The organism is Micromonospora maris AB-18-032 (assembly GCF_000204155.1).
GTDB lineage: Bacteria > Actinomycetota > Actinomycetes > Mycobacteriales > Micromonosporaceae > Micromonospora > Micromonospora gifhornensis.
The window spans coordinates 3753323-3776111 of record NC_015434.1; the positions used below are offsets into that span (position 1 = coordinate 3753323).

Annotated in this window: 12 protein-coding genes; 5 read left to right on the top strand and 7 right to left on the bottom strand. The window is 67.2% G+C overall.

Features of this window, described 5'->3' with window-relative positions:
* Positions 1 to 15: 15 nt before the first annotated feature.
* Both VAB18032_RS16700 and VAB18032_RS16705 read right to left on the bottom strand, forming a co-directional pair.
* Positions 16 to 2241: a UvrD-helicase domain-containing protein gene (locus VAB18032_RS16700; RefSeq protein WP_043721012.1), complete on the bottom strand. Its 2226-nt coding sequence runs from the start codon at positions 2239 to 2241 to the stop codon at positions 16 to 18.
* Entirely contained in the window at positions 2238 to 8663 is a 6426-nt protein-coding gene (locus VAB18032_RS16705) for a DEAD/DEAH box helicase (RefSeq protein WP_013734047.1), read from the bottom strand. The genes VAB18032_RS16700 and VAB18032_RS16705 overlap by 4 nt, the downstream gene beginning before the upstream one ends.
* A gap of 354 nt (positions 8664 to 9017) precedes the next feature.
* Here VAB18032_RS16705 and VAB18032_RS16710 point away from each other — a divergent pair, with 354 nt between their 5' ends.
* From VAB18032_RS16710 to VAB18032_RS30140, 3 genes are all read left to right on the top strand, one after another.
* Positions 9018 to 9710, top strand: coding sequence for a hypothetical protein (locus tag VAB18032_RS16710; protein WP_043721016.1), 693 nt, complete (start codon positions 9018 to 9020; stop codon positions 9708 to 9710).
* A gap of 45 nt (positions 9711 to 9755) precedes the next feature.
* Positions 9756 to 11159 (top strand): restriction system modified-DNA reader domain-containing protein, encoded by a 1404-nt coding sequence (locus VAB18032_RS16715; protein ID WP_043724624.1) that lies wholly within the window; start codon positions 9756 to 9758, stop codon positions 11157 to 11159.
* A 441-nt stretch (positions 11160 to 11600) separates the two neighbouring features.
* Positions 11601 to 12227: a G5 domain-containing protein gene (locus VAB18032_RS30140; protein ID WP_013734050.1), complete on the top strand. Its 627-nt coding sequence runs from the start codon at positions 11601 to 11603 to the stop codon at positions 12225 to 12227.
* A 34-nt stretch (positions 12228 to 12261) separates the two neighbouring features.
* Here the strand turns inward: VAB18032_RS30140 and VAB18032_RS16725 are convergent, their stop codons facing one another.
* Complete coding sequence (locus VAB18032_RS16725; RefSeq protein WP_013734051.1) at positions 12262 to 12633, bottom strand: hypothetical protein; 372 nt, start codon at positions 12631 to 12633, stop codon at positions 12262 to 12264.
* Entirely contained in the window at positions 12630 to 12899 is a 270-nt protein-coding gene (locus VAB18032_RS16730; protein ID WP_013734052.1) for a hypothetical protein, read from the bottom strand. Before VAB18032_RS16730 ends, VAB18032_RS16725 begins: the two co-directional genes overlap by 4 nt.
* 422 nt (positions 12900 to 13321) lie before the next feature.
* Between VAB18032_RS16730 and VAB18032_RS16735 the strand changes: the two genes are divergently transcribed.
* Both VAB18032_RS16735 and VAB18032_RS16740 read left to right on the top strand, forming a co-directional pair.
* A complete protein-coding gene (locus VAB18032_RS16735) occupies positions 13322 to 14203 on the top strand; it encodes a helix-turn-helix domain-containing protein (protein ID WP_013734053.1) in 882 nt (293 codons plus the stop codon).
* Positions 14196 to 14390, top strand: coding sequence for a DUF397 domain-containing protein (locus VAB18032_RS16740; protein WP_013734054.1), 195 nt, complete (start codon positions 14196 to 14198; stop codon positions 14388 to 14390). Before VAB18032_RS16735 ends, VAB18032_RS16740 begins: the two co-directional genes overlap by 8 nt.
* Before the next feature lie 57 nt (positions 14391 to 14447).
* Here the strand turns inward: VAB18032_RS16740 and VAB18032_RS16745 are convergent, their stop codons facing one another.
* The 3 genes from VAB18032_RS16745 to VAB18032_RS16755 are packed head-to-tail and all read right to left on the bottom strand — an operon-like array spanning position 14448 to position 22783.
* A complete protein-coding gene (locus VAB18032_RS16745; protein ID WP_148272292.1) occupies positions 14448 to 14891 on the bottom strand; it encodes a hypothetical protein in 444 nt (147 codons plus the stop codon).
* A gap of 39 nt (positions 14892 to 14930) precedes the next feature.
* Entirely contained in the window at positions 14931 to 19967 is a 5037-nt protein-coding gene (locus VAB18032_RS16750) for a DNA methyltransferase family protein (RefSeq protein WP_013734055.1), read from the bottom strand.
* Complete coding sequence (locus tag VAB18032_RS16755) at positions 19964 to 22783, bottom strand: SNF2-related protein (protein WP_013734056.1); 2820 nt, start codon at positions 22781 to 22783, stop codon at positions 19964 to 19966. Before VAB18032_RS16755 ends, VAB18032_RS16750 begins: the two co-directional genes overlap by 4 nt.
* Positions 22784 to 22789 lie beyond the last annotated feature (6 nt).

Genomic DNA, 22789 nt, shown 5'->3' on the forward strand with positions numbered 1-22789 from the left:
GCCCCAGGTCGGCTCTCACGGTAGCTGGCGCTGCACGAGGCGGCTGGTGAGGAAAGGGCTGGGCGTGCCGTGCCAGAGCACCACCAGTTCGTCGCGGGGGCGGGTCGCGGCGACGAAGAGCAGGGACCGGTCCCTCTGGCGTTCGCGCTGGTAGCGCTTGGGGTCGGTATCCCGATAACGGCTGATCGCCTGTCGGGGTATCAGTCCGTCGCTGACCCCGGCGATGATCATCCGCTGGTATTCGAGGCCCTTGAACCGGTGCATGGTGCCGACGTGGACACCGTCGGGCTGTTTGGGGCCATCGGGGCCAATCTCCACGGCCGGCAGGCCGTCGGCCTCCAGTCGCGCGATCACGTCGGCCGCGAACTCCCTGGTCGGCACGCAGACAGCCACCGACCCGTCGGTCGGGTCACCCCAGGCGTGCACCTGTTCGGCGATGAGATCGCGTTCCTGCGCCCAGGTCGCCGCGCCCCGGAAGGAGGGTCGCTCACCGCGCAGCAGCGAACGGTATCCGGCCAGGTCCTCCTCGCCGCCGTCGAGGTCGTCGTACACCTCACCGGTCATGATCTGTAGGGCGTCGGCGAGGATCTGCCTGGTGGTGCGGTAGCTCAGGGTCAGCCGGGAGGAGCGACCCCGGATGTTGATGCCGAGGCTGCCGAGGGTCACATGGTTGTCGTAGATCCGCTGGTGGGTGTCGCCGGTGAGGAACATGTCGTCCGGGCCGGAGGCCACCATCGCCCGCAGCATCTTCCAGTGGGCTGCGCTGAGGTCCTGGGCCTCGTCGACCACGACATGCCGGTACCGGGGCCGGTGGAGACTGCCGGAGGACTCGGTCGAGCTGGCGGCGGCACGGTCCATCTCCAGTCGAGCGGCCCGTTCGGCGACCTGTCGCCACGTCCAGATCCCCTGCCCTTCCAGCCAGGTGGTGAACCGCTCGGTGAGCCGCCAAATCTGGTCGCGTTCCATCCGGTTGAGACTGCGGCCACGGTTCGGGCGGCGGGCCTTGAAGTAGTCGATTCGGGAGTTGAGTACCTGGCCGAGGATCACCTGGGTCCATTCCGCGGCCAGGAATTCGGGCTCCCAGCCGGTTTCGCCGGTCTCGATCAGGAAGTCGGCCCACAGCTGCGGCACCTCGTTGTCGCTGACCGTCCGTCGGCCACCACCGGCGCGGGCCTCGGCGACGACCCGGCTGGCCAGCCGGTCGATGTTGACGATGTCGACTCGGGCGACGAGTTCCTCACCGCCGAGGGCCATCAGCCGGGTACGCAGATCGGCCGCCAGGTTGCGGTTGAAGGTGGTGAGCAGGATGGGTTTGTCCACACCGGGCGGTAGCTGCCGGGCGAGGTACGCCACGCGGTGCAGAGCCACGATGGTCTTTCCGGTGCCCGGTCCCCCACCGACCCGGGCGGGACCGTTGTACTGCCGCTCCACCAGCTTGCGCTGGGTGGGGTGCAGGAAGATCTGCCACCGTCCGAAGGACTCGACGAGCATCGCCTGCAAAGCCTCGTCGTCGGAGGTGACCTGGGTCGCCGGCCGGGCCACCGCGGCCTCGAAGTCCTCGGGGTCGATCGGTTCCTCGGCCCGGACCGGGTCGGTGACCTGGGCGCGTACCTCGTCGTAGGTCTTGCCGTCGAAGAGGGCGAAGAGCACGTCGGTGGTGAGCTGCGGGGCCCGGTCGAGCAGTTCCAGCAGTTCCGCCTCGGTGGTCAGGTCGCGGATCTGCGGCAGCAGCGGCTCGGCGACCCCCAGTTCCACCAGCTCAGTGTCGGAGTAGCGGTCGAAGATCGGCTTCGGCGTCGGCTGTGGGTCGGCCACCGACGGGTCGGCCACCGCGGGATCAGTCACCGAGGGGACGGCCACGGACGAATCCGCGGAGACGACCCGGCCGACGATGCTGTCGCCGACGGGTGTCAGGTCGATGACCTCGATGCCGCCGGTGACCCGGTTGATGCGGTACGCGTACCGGCTCAGGTCGTCGTACACCTCGCTGCGGTGCTTGACCGCGACGAGGAGAAAGTCCCGTTCGGCGATGTGCAGTAGCAGTGCCCGGTAGTCCCGGTTGATCCGTGCGGACATCAGCCGCGAGTTGCCGTGCAGGGACTTGAGTTGGAGGCCGGGATTGTCCGGGTTGTTGCGGAACTTGTGGGTGAACTCGTAGACCGCCCCCTTGTCGGCGCGGCTCAGCTTCATGACCTCCTTGTCGGCCCGATCGAGCATCCGCAGCATCGCTCCGGTATTCATCGGCCCTCTCCCCCACTGGTCGCGGCAAGCTGCGCCGCCAACTCCTCCGCCGACCACTGCCCTGCGGTCCGCACCCGCCAGCCTGCCTCGGTGTACGCCCGGTCCCGGTCCTCGACCTCCGGATCGCCCGGCGATCCGCTGAGCACGACGGCGACCCGCCGCTCGGGCCAGGCCAACTCCGCCTGCCACCCCTGGTCCCCGAGTTCGTAGCCGACCACCGGCAGAGGCAGGTTCCAAGCGGCCAACTGCTGGACCAGGCCCTCCAGAGTGCCCTCGTCGGGGTCCACGTAGCGCAGGACGTCGCGCCACGGTGATCCGTCCTGCACCGGCTGGGTCGGGGTCAGCGGGTTGACCGCACCGAGCCAGGTCGAGGTCTCCTCGTCCAGCGGCAGGGCGCGTCGGGTCAGAGACAGTCCCGTGCCTTCGGCGACGGCCATCGACGCGGGCTCGAAGCTGTCGAGGTCGGAGACCACGAGCTGTCCGGCGTCGCCACCGCCCTCGGCGAGGAACTGGATGACGTTCGCCCAGGTCAACCAGCTCGACCAGCGTTGTTTGTGCCCGTCGGCGACGATCGCCGCAGGCAGGTCGTCGAGCACGGTGAGCGCCGACCAGGTCGGCAGGGGTTGGCTGCGGCCGTCGACCAGCAGGGTCAGGGCGCAGTCGGCGGAGTCCCGGGCCCGCAGGACCATGATCTTCCCTTGGGCGGCGGGCGGCGGAAGCGGCTCGCCGCGCAGCGCCGCCAGCAGCCGGTCGGCCACCCCGCTGGAGTCGCATCGGCTGTTCTCCCGGGCCTGGGGAAGCAGACCGGCGAGGGCGGCTTCGGCCCGCCGTTGCCAGCGGCGCAGGTCCGGCTCGGCGAGGAAACGCAGCAGTTGCTCGATCGGGTTGGTCCAGATCGTCGTTTCCATTTCCTCCGGGTCGGCGCCCGGCAGGAACTTGCGGTACCGCTCCCGGGCGGTCTGTCGGCTGATGCCGCCGTACGGCAGCCAGCGCCCCGGGCTCTCCGCGTTGCCCCAGGTCGCCACGTCGTCCCAGGTGGCGGCGAAGACCAGGTAGCCGTGGGCACGCAGCCGGGCTCGCTTCTCCGCGTCGTCGGCGAGCCGGTTGTACTGGCTGGAGGCGTGGTACTTGAAGCCGTCGAGGTAGACGGCGACCTCGGGCGACGGGGCGTCCAGGCGCTTGAAGTGGACGTCGGGCCGGGTGCCTTGGACGGTGTTCTGGAGTTTCATCTGCCAGTGGGTGACGTTCTGCCCGCCGTCGGTGACGAAGCGGAGGTCGGCGATGCGGGCGCCGTCGTGATCCGTACGCTTCTCGACTCGTAATCCGGAGTGCGGCGTGGCGCCGAGCGCCAGCAGTTTGGTGAGGAAACGCATCTCCAGTTCGCTCTCCACCTGGCCGATGAGCGAGATCTCGTCGGTGCGGGTGCCCTCCTCCACGTTCCAGCGCTCCAGCAGCTTGTCCAGCATGCCCAGCGCCTCGTCCCGGCTCATCAGGGTGAACTGTTCGTTGCGTGCGTAGCGCAGCAGGCAGCGGTGGCAGACGGGCTTGGCCTGGAGGCGGCACTCGCAGGTGGTGATGCGCTGTCGGGCCAGTTCCAGCACCCGGCGGAACTCCTGCGGCTCGGCGAGCCGGTGCAGGTAGCCGGTGCCCCGTGGCTGGGTGTCGAAGACGACGACGAAGTTGCGGGTGCCGTCGCTCTGCCCGTCGGGCATGGTGGCCACGACCGCCTGGAGGTGGGCGGGGTCGCCGCCGTACTGGGCGGCGATGCCGAGCCGGATCGCCGCGGCGAAGGACACGACCCGCTCGGCCACCAGCGCGGTCGCCGCCGGGATCAGGATGCGCAGCGCCTCGGTCTCCAGCTCGTGGGCAAGGATCAGGTCGACGTGGGTGTCCGGCGCGGCCGGCGACCGGCGGTACGGACACCAGGGCCGGTGGTGTTCGGCACCCTGGATGACGGTCGCCCCGGAGGCCTGCGCGGCGAGCTGCTGGCTGGCCACCGGGGCCCCGTCGACAGTGGTGCCGCCGCAGGAGGTGCAGGTGTGGAATTTGTTGATCCGCACCTCCTCACCGGCGAAGGTCTCGGCGGCCCGGTCGAAGCGTTGGGCGCCCAGGTTGAAGTGCCGGATCATGGCGTGTCGGGTGTAGTCGACCCCGAAGGTCTCGTGGGTGTGCCGCCAGGAGGAGTCGACCTTGGCCGGGTCGATGTCGACCGCGGCGGTGGTGGCGTAGAAGCGTCGCTTCCGGTCGTCGCTGTCGTCGCGGATACGGGCGTCGTCGCGCTTGTCCCGGCTGTAGACCCGGGTCGGTTGGAGCACCTGGAACAGTCGGCCGTGGTCGGCGATGCCCCGGTCGGCGCAGCGTGGACAGACGCTGGTGTCCTCCTGCGCCAGGTGAGTGCGGACGTATCCGCACTGCCCGCAGATCCGCCACTGCTCGTACGCGGGCCGGTCGGCCGGGCCGACCTCCAAGCCGGAGATTTCATGCTGGTAGCCGCGCACGTAGTAGCTGTTACCGGGGGCGATCTCCACCAGTGCCGCACGGGCGGGACGGGCGTACTCGCGCAACTCGGTGTGGAACTGGCGGTCACCGTCGACCTGCTCCTCCCAGGTGAGGGTGGCCTCCAGGTCGGTGCGGGTGTCGATGAGGGCGTAGTTGGGCAGCAGGCCGAACTCCACCAGGGTGCCGTGCGCGGCGGCGGCGCTGATCTCCCGCAGCCGACGTCGTACGGCCGCCTCTTCCGCCTTGAGCATCCGCAGCTCACGGGCGTGGTCGGGGTCGCTGGTCACCAGCTTCGCACGGGCGGCGGCGATCTCCTGGAGTCGGCGCCGCAGGTCGGCCAGGCGCAGCTCCCACCGTTCATCGGCCTCCTTGACCCGGTGGGCGATGCCGTCGACGGCGAACTCCCGCAGTTCGTCGGCCGCAGCCCGCAGAATCCTGTCGCCGAAGAGGGCCAGGAAGTTCTCGACCAGGTGTTGGCCTTCACGGCGGCCGATCTCGGCGAGGTGGGCCAGCCAGCCGCTCGGGCCGAAGAGGACGTGCGCCCGGCGGGGCATGGGCAGCACACCGGACAGCCGACCGCGGGCGGCCAGGTCGATCAGATGGGCGAGGTACTGCCGGCGCAGGATCTCCACGGCGGACAGGAAGCAGCCGGGTGGCACGATCTGTCCGGCGATCATGTCGCGCGGCTGGGTCAGGTAGTAGCGGTCCCGTTCGGTGCGCCCTACCAGGGTGAGCACGAGGGCGTTGCCGCTGCGGCGACCGGCGCGACCGGCCCGCTGCACGTAGTTGGCGGGCCCGTGCGGCAGCGACGCCAGCACCACCGCCGAGAGCGCCCCGATGTCGATGCCCATCTCCAACGTCGGTGTGCAGGAGAGCACGTTCGGGTCGGTGTAGCGCTCGCCGTCGCGGAACTGCTGCTCGACGGTTTCCCGCTGGGCGCGGGTGAGCATGCCGGTGTGCTCGCCGGTCACCACCCGGAACACGGGGCTTTCCAGGTAGAGCCGCCGGTAGTAGTCGTCCGGCGTGGTGTCGTCGGGTGCGGGTCGGAGCCGACCACGGCAGCGGTACTGCCGGCACGGCTGGCCGACCCAGTCGGCGACCCGGTCGGGGTGTTCGGTCTGCTGCCAGTGGCAGGTGTCGCAACCCACCCCGGCCGCCACGGCGGCGGTGTCGTCGAGTCGGGTGACGCGCAGATGGCCGGGGAGCAACCCGTACACGGTGTTGCCGTCCTCGGTGTCCCCGGCGGCGACGATCCCGGCGGCGGCCAGGGCCGGCAGCAGTCGGCTCAGGTAGCCGGCGGCCTCGCCCAGATCCAGGCCGAGACAGCGGGCGGTCCAGTCCTGGTACCAGTTGCCGCGTGCGGTGATCGCGTCGAACTCGGATCGGGACTTCGACGTGGCCAGCAGGAAGGCGGGCGCGGAGACGCCCCGGGGGAAGGCGGGCATGCCGGCGGGACGGCCGCCCCACACCTGCCACCGGGTGCCGCCGCGCCGCAGGTACGGCACCAGCCACTCGTGGTAGACCGCGCCCCGGGTACGCAGCCGTTCCAGCAGCCCGCGCAGGAAGGCGAGGTAGCTCGCGTCGTCGGGTGCGGCAACGCCGAGCTGGCCGGCGCCGGTCAGCTGCACGTCGCGGCAGAGCGCCACCGCTGCGGCCGGGTCGTCGAGCGCCACCTCGACGGCGACGGCCCGGGTCAACTCCAGGGTGCGGCCCTGCCGGGAGCGCAACCCGGCCTCCATCACGGTGGCGAAGACCAGCCGTTCACCGATCAGCGACCAGGTCTGTCGGCTGCCGGTCTCGTCCCCGGCGAGCAGGCCGTCCACGCCCGGTTGGCCGTGCAGGTCCGGCGGCACGACGGTGGAGAGGATCTCCGGCCGGGCCGCCGCCGCGACCATCTTCGTGACCAGATCGTCGAGTCCGACAGCCTCGCCGGGGGTGAGCTGGTCGGCCAGCAGGGAGCGCAGGGAGAACGTGTACGACCGGTTGGCCACGAAACCGGCCCGGTGTGCCGCGTCCTGGACGGAATCGTTGAACAGCAACGTCTTGCGTTCCGCCTCGGTCAGCTCTCCGCCGGTGAAGAGTTGGGTGATGGCCACCGAGGCGAGGGTGGCCAGGCCGGCGCCGAGGAACCGGATGCCGTGGTCCAACTGGCAGGACGGGCAGCGGTCCTTCTCGGCCGCGTCGACGGCGGTCAGGTCACCGAGCACGGCGATCTCGTCGTCGCCCAACGCCCGGTCGCGCTGCTCGTCGTAGGGGCGCACCCGCCGGCCGTGTTCGAGCACCAGCAGACCGGCGGCGCGCTGGCGGATCTCGTCGTCGGTGGCGGCGATCAGTGCGCGTACCCGGCGTTTGTCGCGGCCGACGCTGGCCCGGTAGATCTTGTCCGGGTCGGTCTCCAGCTCCTGCGGATCCTTCTCCGGCGACAACGCCGTCCAGCCGGAGCGGCCACAGTGCCGGCAGTAGACGGCCGGTAGCCGCAGGTGACGATTGTCGGCGATGACCGCGTCCCGCTCGGTGGCGTAGGGGTCCAGCTCGCGCGGGGCCTCGCCGTACCAGCCGAAGGTGGCCTGGTGGGAGGTGCCGCGCAGGAGCCGGGAGACAGCGCGTACCCACAGGTGGGTTTCGATGTTGAGCAGCGGGCGGCGGTTGTCGTGCGGGTTGCGGGCCATGGACAGCAGCCCGACGAATCGGGCCAGGGCCTTCGCGGTGATCTCGGGCCGGCTCTTCATCGCGCTGCCCCAGCCGGTGGCGTTCTTACGCGGCAACACGTCGATGATCTCGTCGAAGGTGCGCGGCGCCGGGCCGAGCGAGTCGAGCACCGCCTTGGTCAGCGGATGTCTGAGCAGCAGCTTGCCGAGTTGTTTCGGGTTGTCCAGGCAGTCCTCGCCGAGCACGAGTTCGGCGATCTCAGCCATCATCCTCGCCGGGTCCCGGCCGTCCACGGCGGCGAGCTGCTCAGGGCTGGGTAGCGGCAGGTTGAAATCCTGACCGGCCATGAACTCGCCGGGCTCGTAGCGTTCCTCCCCCACCAGCGAGTCCGCGTCGAACGCGATGCCGAAGACCTGCTCGGCGACCTCCCGGATCGCGGTCCGGCCGTCCCGGCCGCCACCCTCGCCGAGGGTGGCGGAGGTGGCCACCGGGCAGATCGGCCCCAGCGGGCGGCCCGGCTCGGCCAGGCCGAGCGCGGCGGACAGCCGGCGCAGCAGCATCGCCACGTCGGTGCCCTGCGCGCCGTCGTAGGTGTGGAACTCGTCGAGCACCACGTACGCCGGCTCGGCCCCCTCCCACAGCGGCAGGTCGTCGGCGCGCTGGAGCAGCAGGTCCAGCATCTTGTAATTGGTGATCAGGATGTCCGGCGGGGTGCGGCGCATCTCCGACCGTTTGGTGAACACGTGCAGGTATTCGATCTCCGCAACGTCACCGATGTAGAGGCCGGCGGTCACCCCGGCCAGGGCCGGGTCGGTGAGCATCTCGTTGATGCGGTGAGTCTGGTCGGTGGCCAGGGCGTTCATCGGGTAGAGCAGGATCGCCTTGATGCCGCCCTGTCCCTGCTGCCTACGTCGCCGACAGTGGTCCAGGATCGGAATCAGAAACGACTCGGTCTTGCCGGAGCCGGTGCCGGTGGTGATCAGCGTCGGCTCGGCGGCCTTGCCCCTGGTCGACAGGCGGGCGAAGGCCTTCGCCTGGTGTCGGTAGGGGGTGAAGGCTCCCGGCGCCCAGTCCAGGCTCGCCCGCCAGTCGCCCTCCGCCGAGCGGAAGGGGGTGCGGATGCGCAGGTACGGCCCACGGAAGATGCCCTGCTCAGGGTGGGAGAGAAAACCCTCCAGACCGTGACGTACGCCTTCCTCTGTCAACCCGAAGGTGGTGGTCAGATATTGCGTGAGGGTCCGGCGCAGGGTATCGGCGGCGATGGTCGGCCTCATGACGGGATCACCCGGGGATGCTACGTCAATATCCACTGTGGTTGACCGCTTGATCAGCCACATTGGAATTTCGGTCGGATACGCGACACCTCGATGGCCAGGGTCTGACATACGCTCCGGCGACCCGAACTCTTTCAACGGACGGGTTGCCTTGGCGAACGTCAACAGCGCGGAGGAATGCGGGTGGTGATCCGCCGCGACGGCGACACTTCGCACTACAGCAGCAGCGGTGTGAATTCTTCCTAACCGGAGCGGACAGACGTAGCGCGGCACTCGCGAGGCAGGCCGTCCAGACCGAGATGGCCGCCGTTCGAACCACTCCCCTGCAAGCGCCTCAACCAAGGAGTTCCAGGCATGGCAACCGATGCCCTCGACGGACCGGTTCCGGCAGCATCAGCACCTGGTCAGCGAGTCCTCGACCTCCTGAACAAAGCGATCGAACTCCAGGGTCCTCTGGTGCGTAAGAACATCGCCCGGGCCCGCCAGCGAAACCCCGAGGCGACCCCCTCAGAGGTGATCCGCAATTTGGAGCGGATGTACGTCAGCGCCCTGGCCGGGACGGGTGCTGCGGTCGGCGGTACTGCGGCCGCGCCCGGCGTCGGCACCGCAGTCGCACTGGCGCTGTCGGCGGGCGAGGCTCTCTCTTCCCTTGAGTTGAGCGCTCTCTTCGCGCTCTCGATCGCCGAGGTCCACGGAGTTCCCATCGATGAAATCGAACGCCGCCGGACGATCGTGATGGGGATCATGCTGGGCGGGTCCGGCTCTGCAACGATCACCAAGGTCGCCGAGCGTACGGGGCAACACTGGGGTCGTCAGGTTGTCGCCAAGGTGCCCGCCGAGACGTTGCGTCAGATCAACAAGATCCTGGGGAGACACTTCATCACGAAGTACGGCGCAAAGCAGGGGATCGTCGTTCTCGGTCGAGTCGCACCGTTCGGTATCGGAGCTGTGATCGGTGGTGGCGCCAACGCCGCGATGGCCACTCTGGCGGTAAAAGCCGCCCGTCGCGCTTTTGGCCCACCCCCGACATCCTGGCCACAGCCATAGCGCCTGGCCTGTCGAAATCACCCCCGCAGGATGGAACAACACAGCATGTCGAACGGACCTTCCCGCCCTCGCCGTAAGCACCTACTCAACGGCCGACGCGTGCGGCTCACCGACCTGATCGACGCCGGGCTACTCAGGCCCGGAGACGAACTCTTCTTCCAACAGCGCATCGGCGAACCCCCACACGAGGCCGTCGTCACCGAACGAGGCCGCCTGCGGCTTCCCGACGGTCGTGAGTTCACTACGCCATCGCGGGCGGGCGCCACCGCGGCGAGACGAAGGGCGGTCGCCGGATGGTCGGCCTGGCAAGTGAGGCGAACGGGTTCCTCCTTGCATCGTCTCCGGTTGGAATTGCTTCAGGCTGTCGCCAGAGAGGTCGACACGGACCAGGAGACATCCGAGGAGGAGACGTGGGCGGTCCGACGCCGCTTCGAGACACTGGAAGCAGCGCGTGCTGAGGCCGAGTCAGGGCAACCACGCTCCTTGACCGTTCGAGAGTTCATTGGGCTGTGGGGGCTTGAGGACCGCGACCGGATGGCGACCGCGCAGGTAGAGGCCGATCTCGCCAACCACGGCCTGACCACCAGTCCCGACTTCCGAGCTGTCAACCTTGATCGAGTCATCCAGGTTGTGCTGCTGCAGGACCATGAGGCGAGCGAAAGCGACGCGGACGACACCGCTGAAACGTCTAGCCCGAACATCGGCGAATTGGGCGAGGAGAGCGTCGACATCGGTCTGACGCTGGACAATCTGTTTCCACACCGGATGTCTCTGGTGTCGGTGGCTCCGACGGCGACCTTCGAAGAGGCCATCACCGCCATGGAACTCAACGACTACTCCCAGGTCGCCGTGCTGGCGAATTCCCACACTCTCTACGGCTCCGTCTCATGGGAGTCGATCGCGGCCGCAAAGCACCGCGATCCGGGGGCGAGTTTCGGTGATGCCATCGACCGGCGAGCGCGTGACCGGGTGTTCGACTACGACACCCGACTGCTGGATGTACTCAGCACTCTTCAGCAGCATGGTTTCATCTTCGTGCGCGACGACCAGCGAAAGATCAGTGGCATCGTCACGGCCGCCGACGTGGTCCGCAAGTACGACGAGACGGCCACGCCGTTCTTCCTCATCGGGGAGATCGACCAGGAACTACGTCACCTGATCGTGAACACCTTCGACGAGGAAACGGTCAGGCAGGCCTGCGGCGGAGCGCATCTCAGCTTCAAGTCGCTGGAGACGATGACAATGGCCCAGTATCAGGCGGTGTTGAACAACGCCAACTGCTGGGAGCAGTTGGGTTGGCCGCTGAGCCGTGGCCTGTTCATCGAACGGCTCGACGAAATTCGCAGGATTCGGAACAACGTCATGCACTTCAACCCGGATCCTGTCAGGGCCTCCGAGATGGCGAAGCTGCGCAACTTCCTTCGCCTCATCCAGGCCTACCGAGGCTGACGACTTTACGAGCGAAGCGGACAAGGCTCAGCGTCTGATCGCCGTCCGCACCTGAGCTGCCACACTGGCCACCCCTCGGACCGATGCCTGTCCCTCTTTCTGGTTACGTCTGCGACGTTCATCGGAGAGCACGGGCGGACGGTCGTTCATTGTCCGGTGTGGAGCGGCGGATAATGGCTGACGATCATACGGTGAACCCGTCAGTTGATCGACACATATCGTGCCCGACCGGCCGGTGAGGAATCGGGCTCTGCTCAGCAGACTCGCAGGGTGACCAACCAGCCTCCGCAGGACCCGAGGCAGTGGCGGCCCTCGCCGCCGGCCCCTCCCCCGCACGTCCCGCCGCCCGGCCATGGCAGTAGGGCGCCGTACCCGACCGGGGTCTTCCCGGCAGCGGCCGGCGGTTGGGTCGCGCAGCCACCGAAGCGGACGAACCCGCTGATGTTCGTCCTGATCGGTGCCGTCGCCCTCGTGCTCCTGTGCTGCGGAGGGGTTACGATTTCGGCGCTCATCGCGCAGCCGGGTGAGTCTCCGAAACAGCAGGATCTCGCCGCCGAGGCGGTCCCGTCCGCCCGGACTGACGACCCTTCATCACCGACCACGGCGGCAGCGCCCACGCCGTCGCAGCAGGCGACCCCGACGCAGTCCCCGACGCCGGTGGCGATAAAACGCACCATCACCGTGACGAAGAAGGTCCCGTACAAGACCAGGACGGTCAACGACTCGTCCCTGGCCAAGGGCACCAAGAAGGTGCGTACCCCTGGCGTGCCGGGCGTCAAGACTTTGACGTACGAGGTGACCGTGATCGACGGGGAAGAGACCGCGAAGGAACTGATCAAGTCGGAGATCACGAAGCAGCCGGTCACCCGGGTCGTCCGGATCGGCACCAAGGAGGCTCCGCGATGTGACCCGAACTATGCCGGTGCCTGCGTACCCATCGCCAGCGATGTCGACTGTGCCGGTGGCAGCGGCAATGGCCCGGCCTACGTCGAGGGACCCGTGCGGGTGATCGGCGATGACATCTACGACCTCGACCGGGATGGCGACGGCATCGGCTGCGACCGTTGATGCATTCGCGCTAGGCCAGCCACTGCCGAGAGTTTCAGGTAGCCGGCCGCAGCGCCGCGACGCGGGCCAGGACCGGGCGGAACGCGCCGGGTTTGCCGTCCGGCCCGATCTCGACACCTTCGAGCCACACCCACTCGCCGTCGTACCACTGGCTGATATCGAGCCGTACCCGGAGGATCCGCAGGCGCAGCGCGCCGGTGGCGTACCGGTAATCGGTTTCGCCCAGTTGGACCACCTGCCCGGCGGTGACGGTCACGCGGGGCACGACCGGCGGCCGGGTCCGCGTCGCCTGGCCCCGGCCGCGCGACCATGGAAACTGTCGTCCGGTGGCGGCCAGCGCCGCCTGCCGGGCGCGCAGGATCAGCCGGTTACGGATCTGGGCGGGCGAGAGGTCGAAGGCGTTCATCGCCGGTACGCCCGCAGCAGGCGCCGCAACACTCCCGGGTGGTGGTCGTCCGCGCGCTGACTGTGGTCGGTGGACACCGGCCGTTCCTCGGGCCGTTCGTAGACGACCGCGTCGTCGCAGCGCGAGGTCACTCGCAGCTCTGGTACGACATCCTCGACGACCAGCCGTCGGAACCGCCCCGGCACGTCACCGTCCGGAACCGCCTGCCCGGTCAAATCCAGCGCGACCTTTCCGGGCCGCAGGAACCACTTCCATCGCCTGCCCATGTCCCGCACCTCTCGTTGCCGGAAAAACGCGGCGGCCGGCTCGGGGGAAGACCCGGCCGCCGCGCTGCGGCAATCAAATGACAGTACGCGGCGAAAATGCAATGCCCGACAGCATAATTGCGCGGGGTTTCGCTGACTTTCTTTTTCGCAATCCCCATGTGTTGCACCGTTGGATCGCGCGATGTTGCAGGACAGCCGACCGACCCGCACCAGCTCACCGCCCAGCAGCCGGCGCTCCGGCACACGAGTTGCAGCGCATGGGAATTGCGCGTGATGACCGATGTCAGGGATGTCTTGTAGGGTCAGGAAGGTAATGCCTTACCCCGCAGTCGACGCTGGGAAGAATCGGTTCCCAGGCAACAGTTCCACGTTTCACCGATAGCGTCCGGATGTAACAAAACGCAACACGAGAGGGGTGGCCGATGGCCGACGACATGGGATCGACAGTCCCCAGGCGACAGCTCGGGCGAGCACTGCGCGACCTGCGCACCGAAGCGCGCATGACCCTCGACGGCGCGGCCGAGGCCATGCAGTGCAGCCGCCAGAAGATGTGGCGCATCGAGACCGGCCTCGGCCCCACCCGCGCCGTCGACGTCAAGGCCATGTGCGAGCTGTACGCCGCCACCCCCGAGCTGACCGCCGCCCTCACCGCCCTGGCCCAGGAAACCAAGGCCAAGGGCTGGTGGCACTCCTACGGCGACGCCATCCCCGACTGGTTCGAGCTGTACGTCGGCCTCGAATCCGCCGCGTCATCGATCCGCCGCTACGATGAGACACTGATCCCCGGAATTCTTCAATCACGCGCCTACGCCCTGGCGGTCTACCAGCACCGACACAAGGTGACGGAAGAAGAACGTGAGCGCCTGGTTGAGGTACGTCTGCAACGGCAAGCACTCCTTCATCGCAGACTTCCCCGTGCGCCAAAGCTGGAAGTGATCCTGGCTGAGGCAGCGCTGCTCCGCACGGTCGGCGATGCAGCGACAATGGCTGACCAGCTTCGTCACCTGCTGGAGGTCGGGGAACTGCCCAACGTCGCCGTGCGGGTGCTTCCCTTGACCGCTGGCATCCATCGAGGCGCGGAAGCCGGAACCTTCGTCATCCTCGACTTCCCACCCGGCAAGCGGACCACGCCGGAGCCGTCGGTGGTCTACTGCGAGTCGTGGACAGGGGCGCTCTACCTGGACCGGCCCGAGGAGTACGCGGCCTACGAGCAGGTGTGGGCGAGCCTCGATGACTTGACCCTTGATGAGGCACAATCAAGACAACTCATCAACAAGATCACCGGGGAGGTCCACCGTGGCTGATCTGACGGGCGCCAAGTGGCGCAAAAGCACCCGCAGCGGCAGTAACGGCGGCGACTGCGTGGAGGTTGCTGGCAACTTGCCTGGCCTCGTCGCAGTCCGTGACAGCAAGGATCCGGGCGGGCCTGCCCTGATCTTCGCCCCCACCATGTGGGCTAGCTTCCTCCAGGCCACGAAGACCAGGCACTAAACGTCGTCAGACGGAAGCGTAAACGGCAGAGATGCCGGAGGCCGTTCCCGTTCCCGCTCAAGCGTCTGCGTCTCCTTCCGCAGGCTGAGCCGCCTCGCCGAACAACGCCCAACGGTTCCGCCACGCCTCCACTTGTCCAGGGTAGATCGCCGCCTGACGACTGGTGGGGTTGTGCGGCCGCTCGCCGCCGACTATCGACATGAATTCCGGATACCGCTCAGCCAGGTCCCTGCGCAGCTCGTCGCCCGGTATGACATAGAAATCCCGCCGCCCATAAGTTACATCCACCAAGACATAAAGACCAATCGATGCAGTCACAGTTCTGTTGACGTCGGCAATCCTCCAGCTACGCTGAGCAGCGAGCTGAACCGCCGCCAAGCGGCGGTTGATCTTCACATGCGTCCAAGAACCCACAATGCTCGCCGGGTAGCCCTGCAGCAGGGCTTCGGCCACCACGAGGTGTCGACCAGCCTGGTGCCGCCGGTGACTGTTTGGTGTCATCCTTATTCTCCTCTTCGAAGAAGGGATGGGAAGTACTGACTACGACGACCGCCAACCCGCATCGATCGCATCCTGAAGTCGCCTACTGAAAACGGCGTGCGCCTGCCGATACTCGTTCTCCCGATCCGCCTTATAGAACGGCGCCATATACCCCTCCGGCACCGGGTTTCGCTGCTGATCGTCCAAGTATTTCAGCAAAGCCGTGTAATGATCCTTAGTTTGCCCAGCTCCATAGGCATCGAAAGCAGAGGCGATCTTCTTACCACCAGAATCGAAGTACATAGCACTTTCATACGCCGCTAGCTGCGGAAAACGCGATTGGTAAATAGTAATCAACCCCTCGACATCCATCCCAAGGTAGACAGCCACGAGCGCATCCAACTCTACAAGTGCAGCTCGCCGCTCCCGTTCGGCACGAAGAGGGGAACAGGAATCCCACTCTGTCGAAACGCGACCCAAAGGTGCAACTGAAGGCCAATCCAAAGCCCAATCCTCATCCACCCATTCGCGAGAGAACAGCTCTCTCCAAATTGGAGCATAGGCCGATGTTAGACAGTTGAGGCGCATTGTCCGAAGAACCAATGCATGGGTCAGCGGATGATTCGTAGCTGGCACCGGCATTCCACGGGCGTCAGCGACGTCAAGGTGACCTCTTCCGGCGACTCGCACGGTATAGTCCAGCGGCAGCGAAGCCCAGAAGCCAGCAACCATAACAGTTTCCAGGTTAGTCTTTAGGGCCATACTCCTCACGGCGTGAATGTGCTTTGGGCCGGGCGGAACAAGCGCTGGGAACAGACTTCGTTCGGTCGAAGCTGGCACCATCTCCCGCCAAACAACCCTGAAAAAGTCAAAAGACCTCCGCTTGGAAAGATCTTTAAGAGCTTCCTCGATTGCTTCTTCCGGCACAGCCGCCGGAACCTCGCCCCGCTGTCGTGCCAGGGATTCTCGCACCTCTTGCACCGATGCAGGCTGAGCCCGCAGACGATCAAGCTCTCTGTAGTCGATCCAACGCTCAGCCGCCCTATCTTCATATAGGTGGCGACCTTCAGCGAGTCTATATTCTGATCGGGGAATTTCGTCGCTAGACAGGGCAACTAGATCGACCGGCTTGCCTCCGCGCTTTGGAATAGGTGGAGACTTTGCAAATGGCGTTGCAACCGAAAACTGCGGGCCTTTCAAAACAACATCTTGCCACGAAGTTGGCGAGCAAAGCTCCTCGACTATTATTCCAAGCCTTTTGGCATCCGTTTCAAGAAGTCCCACTGCAATTCTCGGCTCAACTTCATGCAGTCGGGGCTTGGCCTCGATCAGTGCAGCAATGACCTCCTGCTCCCGACTCGATACCGGATACAAGAGCTTCGTCTGTGTCAGCGGCAAATCGCTGTCCCCAGCAAGCCTATGCCACTTGACCAAGACCTCCCCGGTTACCCTGATTATTCTTTCCTTGTGCGGGCGCACATCCCATGCACCGTCATGCTTGATGGCCGGAATCGGGCCAGTCCCATCATGGCTGAGCGACCACAACAACGTGGCCGGATCGAATATCCAGCTCAGATGATCGAAATCAACAGCCGACCTTTTACCATAAACATGGATACCAAACTGCTTATTATTATCAACTTCACTAAAAATTAGGCGCCGATTTTGGAAATGCGCATGCAATCGCAGCCGCACGTAAGACTCAGACCGAAGCACACCCTCCCGCACACCTCCAAAATGCGTGTCCGGATGAATTAGACCCGCAATCCCGGAAGCTGTTGAATTGAGCCACACTAGGCACATAAAGGGACGATACAAGTCGGGACGGGTGCCATTCAGCAAGGGAAACGTCGCAGCAGAGCTCAGGAAGGTAGCAATACCCACATTCGATACATACTCATTCACCACATACCTAGCCTGGGGCTCATGAAGAAGAACGGCCTTGACGCGGGTCGCACGCACTCCTTCGGCAGCACTGCCGATCCCAAACCACGGGTCGATTTCTGCGAACACTAAGTCTCGCTCCCAGTCAGGCCGAACCCATGGCGGGTTGCCGACTTGGAGATCGAAGCCGCCCTTAGCAAACCCCTGCGCGAACGTTAGTTCCCAGTGGAAGAAGCCCTGTTGGTCGGCGATGTGTTCGGCGGTTAGGAGCCAGGGGAAGCGGTCAGCCAACGTCCACGGGGAGTCGACGCCGATCACGCCTTCGAGCTTCTGCTCGAACTCGCTCATCTCGTCGAGGTTGGTGAAGTCTCGGGCGAAGAAGCGCTCGGTGTTCTCGTCCACCTCGGTGCGGCCGATCAGGGCCTCCGCGAAGGTCAGCCAGTCGTCCAGGTTGGTCAGGGGCACCTGCTTGCGGAGTTGTTCGGCGACGGTCGTGCGGCGGGTGCCGGTCGCCTTCGTTGGTAGCTTCATCTGCTGCGGCTGCACGTTGCCGAAGAGGTCCGCGGCCTCGTAGACGGCTGGGTCCTCGTACGCGGGGATGTCTTTGACGTGCTCGACCTGGACGGGGGTGGTCGGGTAGGCGGGGTCGGAGCCGTCGAGGAGGCCGACCTTGTCCAGCGGCCAGAACCAGAGGGCGCACCAGACGTCCATCAGGGTCTTGAGTCGCCAGTACGGGGTGCCGGGGGCGGTCAGGTCGGCGAGGATGTCTTCGCGGGCTACCGCTTCGCGCACCTCGGGCAGGTCGTCGGCGCCCCAGACCTTGATGTCGCGGCGGATCTCGCGCTCGGAGATGGCGAGCCGCTGCTGCACCAGCCCCCACAGGAACTCAACCCGGCGACCGAGCGCTTGCAGGCGTTTGACCTGGGAGTTTTTGCCCTTGGCGGATGGCGTGCGCTTCATCGCCGTACGCCAAGCTTTCAGCTTTGCGGTTTCGGCCGGGGCCAGTTCGCGGGCTTCCTTCTCCCCCGCTACCGCGCCCCAGCCGTCGGCGGGGAGCAGGAAGTGGTGGATGGTGTCCGGGTCGATCGGGCCGTCGCGGAAGGGTTTCTCGGCCGGGGCGGTGGTGAGCCAGGACTTGTCGGCGAGTTGCTTCGCCTCGTAGGTCTTGCGTCCGCAGCCGATGAGCGAGTTGCCGCGTTGCAGGTGCAGGCCGAACCAGGGGGCTTGCAGGCCGGCGTGCATGACGTTGAGCCAGAGGGAGACCTCGGCCAACTCGACGGCGGTGCGGTTGAGGTCGACGCCGTAGGAGTTGTGCAGGGCGATGTACGCCTTTACCCGCTGGAGTTCGAGGTGGTAGTCCTCCGGGTCGAGGGTGGTGTCGAGTTCCTTTTGGCGACGGCGCAGGTATTCGGCGGCGACCTGGTTGATGGCCTCGTTGAGGAACGCGCCGGAGCCGAGCGCCGGTTCGCAGATCGTCCAGTCCAGCAGTTCGCGGGCGAGCGTGATCGTGTCGTCCTGGTCGAGGCGGTACTTCAGGGCGAGTTGGACGGTGACCTCGGTGAGTGACTGCGGGGTGTAGTAGGAGGCGCTGGTCTGCCGGTCCCGGCCGGCGAGCCGGTAGACGAACTGACCGGCCTCGTAGACGACGCGGCTGCGGATGCCGGTGTAGGCGTTCTCGCGGTAGACGAAGACGTTGTCGTCGTACTCGTCGGCCTTGGAGGCGGGGATCATCCACGAGCCGTCCTTCGGGTCGCCGTTCTTGGCGACCTCGTAGAGCTGCTCGGTGGCGACGAAACCGGTGTACGACATCAGGCCCTCGTAGACCGCGCCGAGCTGGTTGATGCCGAGCTGGGCGTACGAGATGAAGCCGCCGCGTCGCCGCTTGCCGCCCTTGGTGAGCATCAGTCGGCGCAGCACCTCGTAGAGGACCTTGTTGCGCAGGCGGGTGTCGATGGTCGGGCCGTCGGGGTCGTCCTCGTCGCTGCCGGGGACCGGGATGAGTCGGCCGATGAGCTTGGTCTTCTCCGGCAGGAACAGGTCAGACTTCATGGGCTCGAAGCGCAGGCCCTCGCCCTCGCTGGCCGTTGCCTCGATCTCGGTGCCGCCGCGCGGGCGGTGGCCGTCGTTGACCATGCGGAACAGCAGGTCCAGCGACTCGTACAGGTGGGTGCCGTCCTCGGCGGACGGGGGCAGGCGACGCGCGACCAGGTCGCCGATGCGGGCCAGGCTGTAGCCCTCGACGTACTGGGGGTCGTTGACCGGCAGCACGCCCAGCTCGGGTCGGGCCTCGGCGTAGAGCAGGAACAGGATGCGGTAGAGGTAGCGCAGCGCCTCGCGGCCGAGTTCCTTGGCCAGCTCGTCGAGCACCATCACCTGCCCCGGCTGGTAGCCGGCGGCGCGGATGCGGTCCAGCACCTCGTTGGCGATGAGTTCGACGGAGACCTTCAGGCCCTCGCGGAGTTCGCTGGAAACCCCGACGGCGTGTTGGCGGGAGCCGGCGACCAGGTCGGCGAGGGGTTCGGTGCCGCCCTCGGCGGGCGGGCGCAGCGAGTCGGCGCCGAAGAGGGCGGCGACGACGTCGTACTCCCGGTCGTCGTTGCGGGCGTACGCGGTGTCCAGGCTGACAGCCAGGTAGCGGCCCTCACCCCAGGCGGCCCGGTCAGCGAGGGTGACCACGCCGCCGCTGAGGATCAGCACGTAGCGGGGTGGCTGCTCGGCGGCGAACAGCCAGGAGGCGAGCTTCGCGCCGGTGGTGACAGTCTCGTTGCCGGGCAGGGTCACCGGGGCGAGCAGTCGGCCGGCGGCGTCCGGGTCCTGGGCGGCCTCGGTGTCCACGGCCCAGCCGCAGTCCAGCGCGACGATGCCGTGCGCGGTGCCCAGCTCGGCGTGCGCGACCGTGATCTCATGCTGGTGGCCGGCGCGTTCGACGGTGATGGTCTGCGGGGCGGGCTCGAAGCCGAGCGCCTTCAGCAGTTCCTGGTGCAGTTTGCGGAGCCGCTCCGGGTCGAAGAACTCGTCGTCGGCCAACTCGGTCTTGGCGTCGAAGTAGGGGCGGCGCAGACCCCGCAGGCCGCTGCGCGGGGTCTGCTGGTTGGCCTTCTCCCGCTCGGTCCACTGCTTGACCAGGCCAGCTTTGAGGGTGGTGGGCAGGATCTCGGCGAGGTAGTGCGCGGAGAGGTACTCGCCACGGTTGGTCAGCGACTCGAAACTCATGCTGGCACTCCGTGCTCAGGGGCGGATTCCGGCGAGGGGACGAGGACGGCGAGCACCCGCAGCAGCGGTTCGCCGTCGGTTTCCAGGCGGTCGAGCAGGTCGTGCTGCTCGGCGACGGTGGCGTCGACGCGCTGGCGGCGGCGCTCGCGGTGCGCGCCCGGCAGCTCGTCGACCAGGCTGGCCTGTTGGAAGGTGACCAGCCGTTCCCGGTGGCGGCGCAGCGGCTCGGCGTTGGCCGCGTCGAACTCGGCGCGTTTGTCTTCCAGCTGGTCGCGGGCGGCGGCCACGGCCCGTGGCAGCAGCGCGGTCAGCGCGCCGGTGTCGATGGTCTCGGCCCGGTTGACCATGTCGGGGCCGACCCCGGCCGACCGCAGCACCTCGTCCATCGGCGCGATGGTCGGCTCGGTCGGCAGACCGGCCACGGCCATCCACTGCACCACGGTGGGTTGGCCGAGCCGGTTGGCGTAGACGCCCTGGATGAGGAAGGTCGGGGTGCTCACGTCGGCGGTGAGCACCGGGGCCTGCTGGCGGCCCAGCCGGATCAGCACCTTGTCGACAAGCCAGTCGACCATCGGGTGGACGTCGCTGAGGAAGGCGATCTCCGGCCACATCGGCGTCTTGCTCTGCCGCGCCTGGTCGAGCTTGCGTTGGGCGAGCCTGCGGTCGAAGGTGACCTTCAGCCGCAGGTCCTCGCCCTCGCGGTGGGTACGCAGGTAGGAGCGCGGCAGGTCGGTGAGCCGGTACACCAGGTCGTCGGGGGCGCGGAAGGTCAGCAGTTCGTCCTCGCGGCGCAGGTCGATGCGGTCCTCGGGTCGGTCGTCGTAGATCTCGTGCAGGGCGGCGTCGACAAAGTCGCGGGTGGAGTCGAACAGCTTCGGCACCCGGGCCTGCGGCACCTCTTCGACGACCGGGGCGCTGCCGACGTCGCCGAACAGGTCGGCAAGCACGTCGATCTCGGTGTGGGCCTGCGCGTACGACTCGTCGACGGTCTTGCCGTGGAGCAGGTCGCGTACCAGGCGGTCCTCCTCGGCTTTCGCGTCGTAGTGGCCGGTCGCGGCCTCCACGCTGCCGAGGGTGCGGTGGGCGGTCTCCTCACGCCGCAGCAGCACCTCGGAGACCGTACGGTCGTCCTTGGCGTCCTCGCGGGCGGAGGTGAGCAGCAGCGCCCGGAACTGCGGCTGGTGGCGTTGCCCGTACCGGTCGATGCGGCCGTTGCGCTGCTCGATCCGGATCAGGCTCCACGGGATGTCGTAGTGGATCAGGTGGTGGCACTGCTGGTGCAGGTTGACGCCCTCGGAGGCGACATCGCCGGTGAACAGCAGCCGCACGCCGCTGCCGGCCAGCTCGAACTCCTGGAGGATCTGCTGCTCGTCGGAGTCGGCCACGCCGCCGTGCAGCACTCTCACCGCGTCGGGCTTGAGACCGAGCAGGCCGGGGACGGTGTCGGCGAGCCATTTGATGGTCGGTACCCGCTCGGAGAAGACCACCGCCCGGGTGTCGCTGCCCTTGCCGACCCCGATCTCCTTCAGCTCCTCGACCAGGCGGCGTAGTTTGCTGGAGTCGCTGTCGGTCATCGCCGAGGTCAGCTCCGCGAGCCGGTACAGCGCCGCGCGTTCGGTGCCGGTGGCCTTCTTGCTCCGGTTGGTCACCGTCTCGTGCAGCGCCCGGTGCGAGGAAAGGAACGACTTCAACAGGGTGTACGGGAACAGCCGGTGCTGGCCGGTGACCGCCTCGTCGCTCCACTTGCCGGCCAGCCACACGTCGGTCAGCTCGTCGAAGATCTGCTCCTCGATGGGGGTGGCCTGGCAGTGGAGGGGCTGGGACGGGCCGCGGTCGGCCCAGCGGTCGCCGATCTGGTCGCGTACCTCCGGGCTGATCTTCGTGCGGCGCAGGTAGAGGTGGGCGATGTCGCTGGCCTGGTAGTCCTTCGGGTTGGCGATGGCCGCCGGGTCGAGCAGTGAGATGAGCTGGGCGAAGGACTCCTTGTCGCCGTTGTGCGGGGTGGCGCTGGCCAGCAGCAGGGCGTCGGTCTTCGCGGCCAGCCGGCGGGCCAGCTCGTTGCGCTTGGTGCCCTTGTTGATCAGGTTGTGTGACTCGTCGATGACCACGGCGTCCCAGGTGGTGGCGTCGAGGTGGTGGCCGAACTGCCCGGCGTCCTTGAGCGTGTCGACGGAGATGATGGCCCGCTTGAAGTGCGTGAACGGGTTACGCCCGGCCGGGATTTCCTGCTGGATGCGCTGGATGCCGGTGGAGTCCAGGCGTACCAGCGGGATGGCGAACCGGGTCCACAGTTCCCGCTGGAACTGTTCGAGCACCTGCTGCGGTGAGACGACCAGGATGCGGTCGCCGCGCCCCCGGCGGATCAGCTCGGCCAGGATCAGTCCGATCTCCAGGGTCTTGCCCAGGCCGACCACGTCGGCCAGCAGGATCCGCGGTCGCAGGCCGGACAGGGCCAGTTCGACCGGACGCTGCTGGTAGGTCAGCGGGTCGAGCAGGAACCGGTCGGCCAGGGCCAGGCCGCGTTCGGTGCGGGGCAGGGGCGTACGCCGCAGCACCGCCTCCAGGAACAGTCGGCTCTGCCGGAACCGGGAGGAGGTGTCCCGGACCAGTTGGGTCTCCTCGGGCCGCATCGGCGCGATGGCGTCGAGGGCGGTGAAGAAGGTCGCCTCGACGTCCTGGACGAACTCGGAGACACCGACAGCCTTGATCATGGTGCCGTCGGCGGTGCCGGTCTTGACGCTGCGTACCAGCCACTCCTCGTCGCGGACGATGATGCGGGAACCGGGGGCGAAGGTCGCCTCCTGGGCGGTGGTCATCGGTGG

Coding starts and splice junctions, on each gene's coding strand:
- VAB18032_RS16700 (WP_043721012.1), bottom strand. CDS start 2,241: ATGAATACCGGAGCGATGCTGCGGATGCTCGATCGGGCCGACAAGGAG.
- VAB18032_RS16705 (WP_013734047.1), bottom strand. CDS start 8,663: ATGAGGCCGACCATCGCCGCCGATACCCTGCGCCGGACCCTCACGCAA.
- VAB18032_RS16710 (WP_043721016.1), top strand. CDS start 9,018: ATGGCAACCGATGCCCTCGACGGACCGGTTCCGGCAGCATCAGCACCT.
- VAB18032_RS16715 (WP_043724624.1), top strand. CDS start 9,756: ATGTCGAACGGACCTTCCCGCCCTCGCCGTAAGCACCTACTCAACGGC.
- VAB18032_RS30140 (WP_013734050.1), top strand. CDS start 11,601: ATGTTCGTCCTGATCGGTGCCGTCGCCCTCGTGCTCCTGTGCTGCGGA.
- VAB18032_RS16725 (WP_013734051.1), bottom strand. CDS start 12,633: ATGAACGCCTTCGACCTCTCGCCCGCCCAGATCCGTAACCGGCTGATC.
- VAB18032_RS16730 (WP_013734052.1), bottom strand. CDS start 12,899: ATGGGCAGGCGATGGAAGTGGTTCCTGCGGCCCGGAAAGGTCGCGCTG.
- VAB18032_RS16735 (WP_013734053.1), top strand. CDS start 13,322: ATGGCCGACGACATGGGATCGACAGTCCCCAGGCGACAGCTCGGGCGA.
- VAB18032_RS16745 (WP_148272292.1), bottom strand. CDS start 14,891: ATGACACCAAACAGTCACCGGCGGCACCAGGCTGGTCGACACCTCGTG.
- VAB18032_RS16750 (WP_013734055.1), bottom strand. CDS start 19,967: ATGAGTTTCGAGTCGCTGACCAACCGTGGCGAGTACCTCTCCGCGCAC.
- VAB18032_RS16755 (WP_013734056.1), bottom strand. CDS start 22,783: ATGACCACCGCCCAGGAGGCGACCTTCGCCCCCGGTTCCCGCATCATC.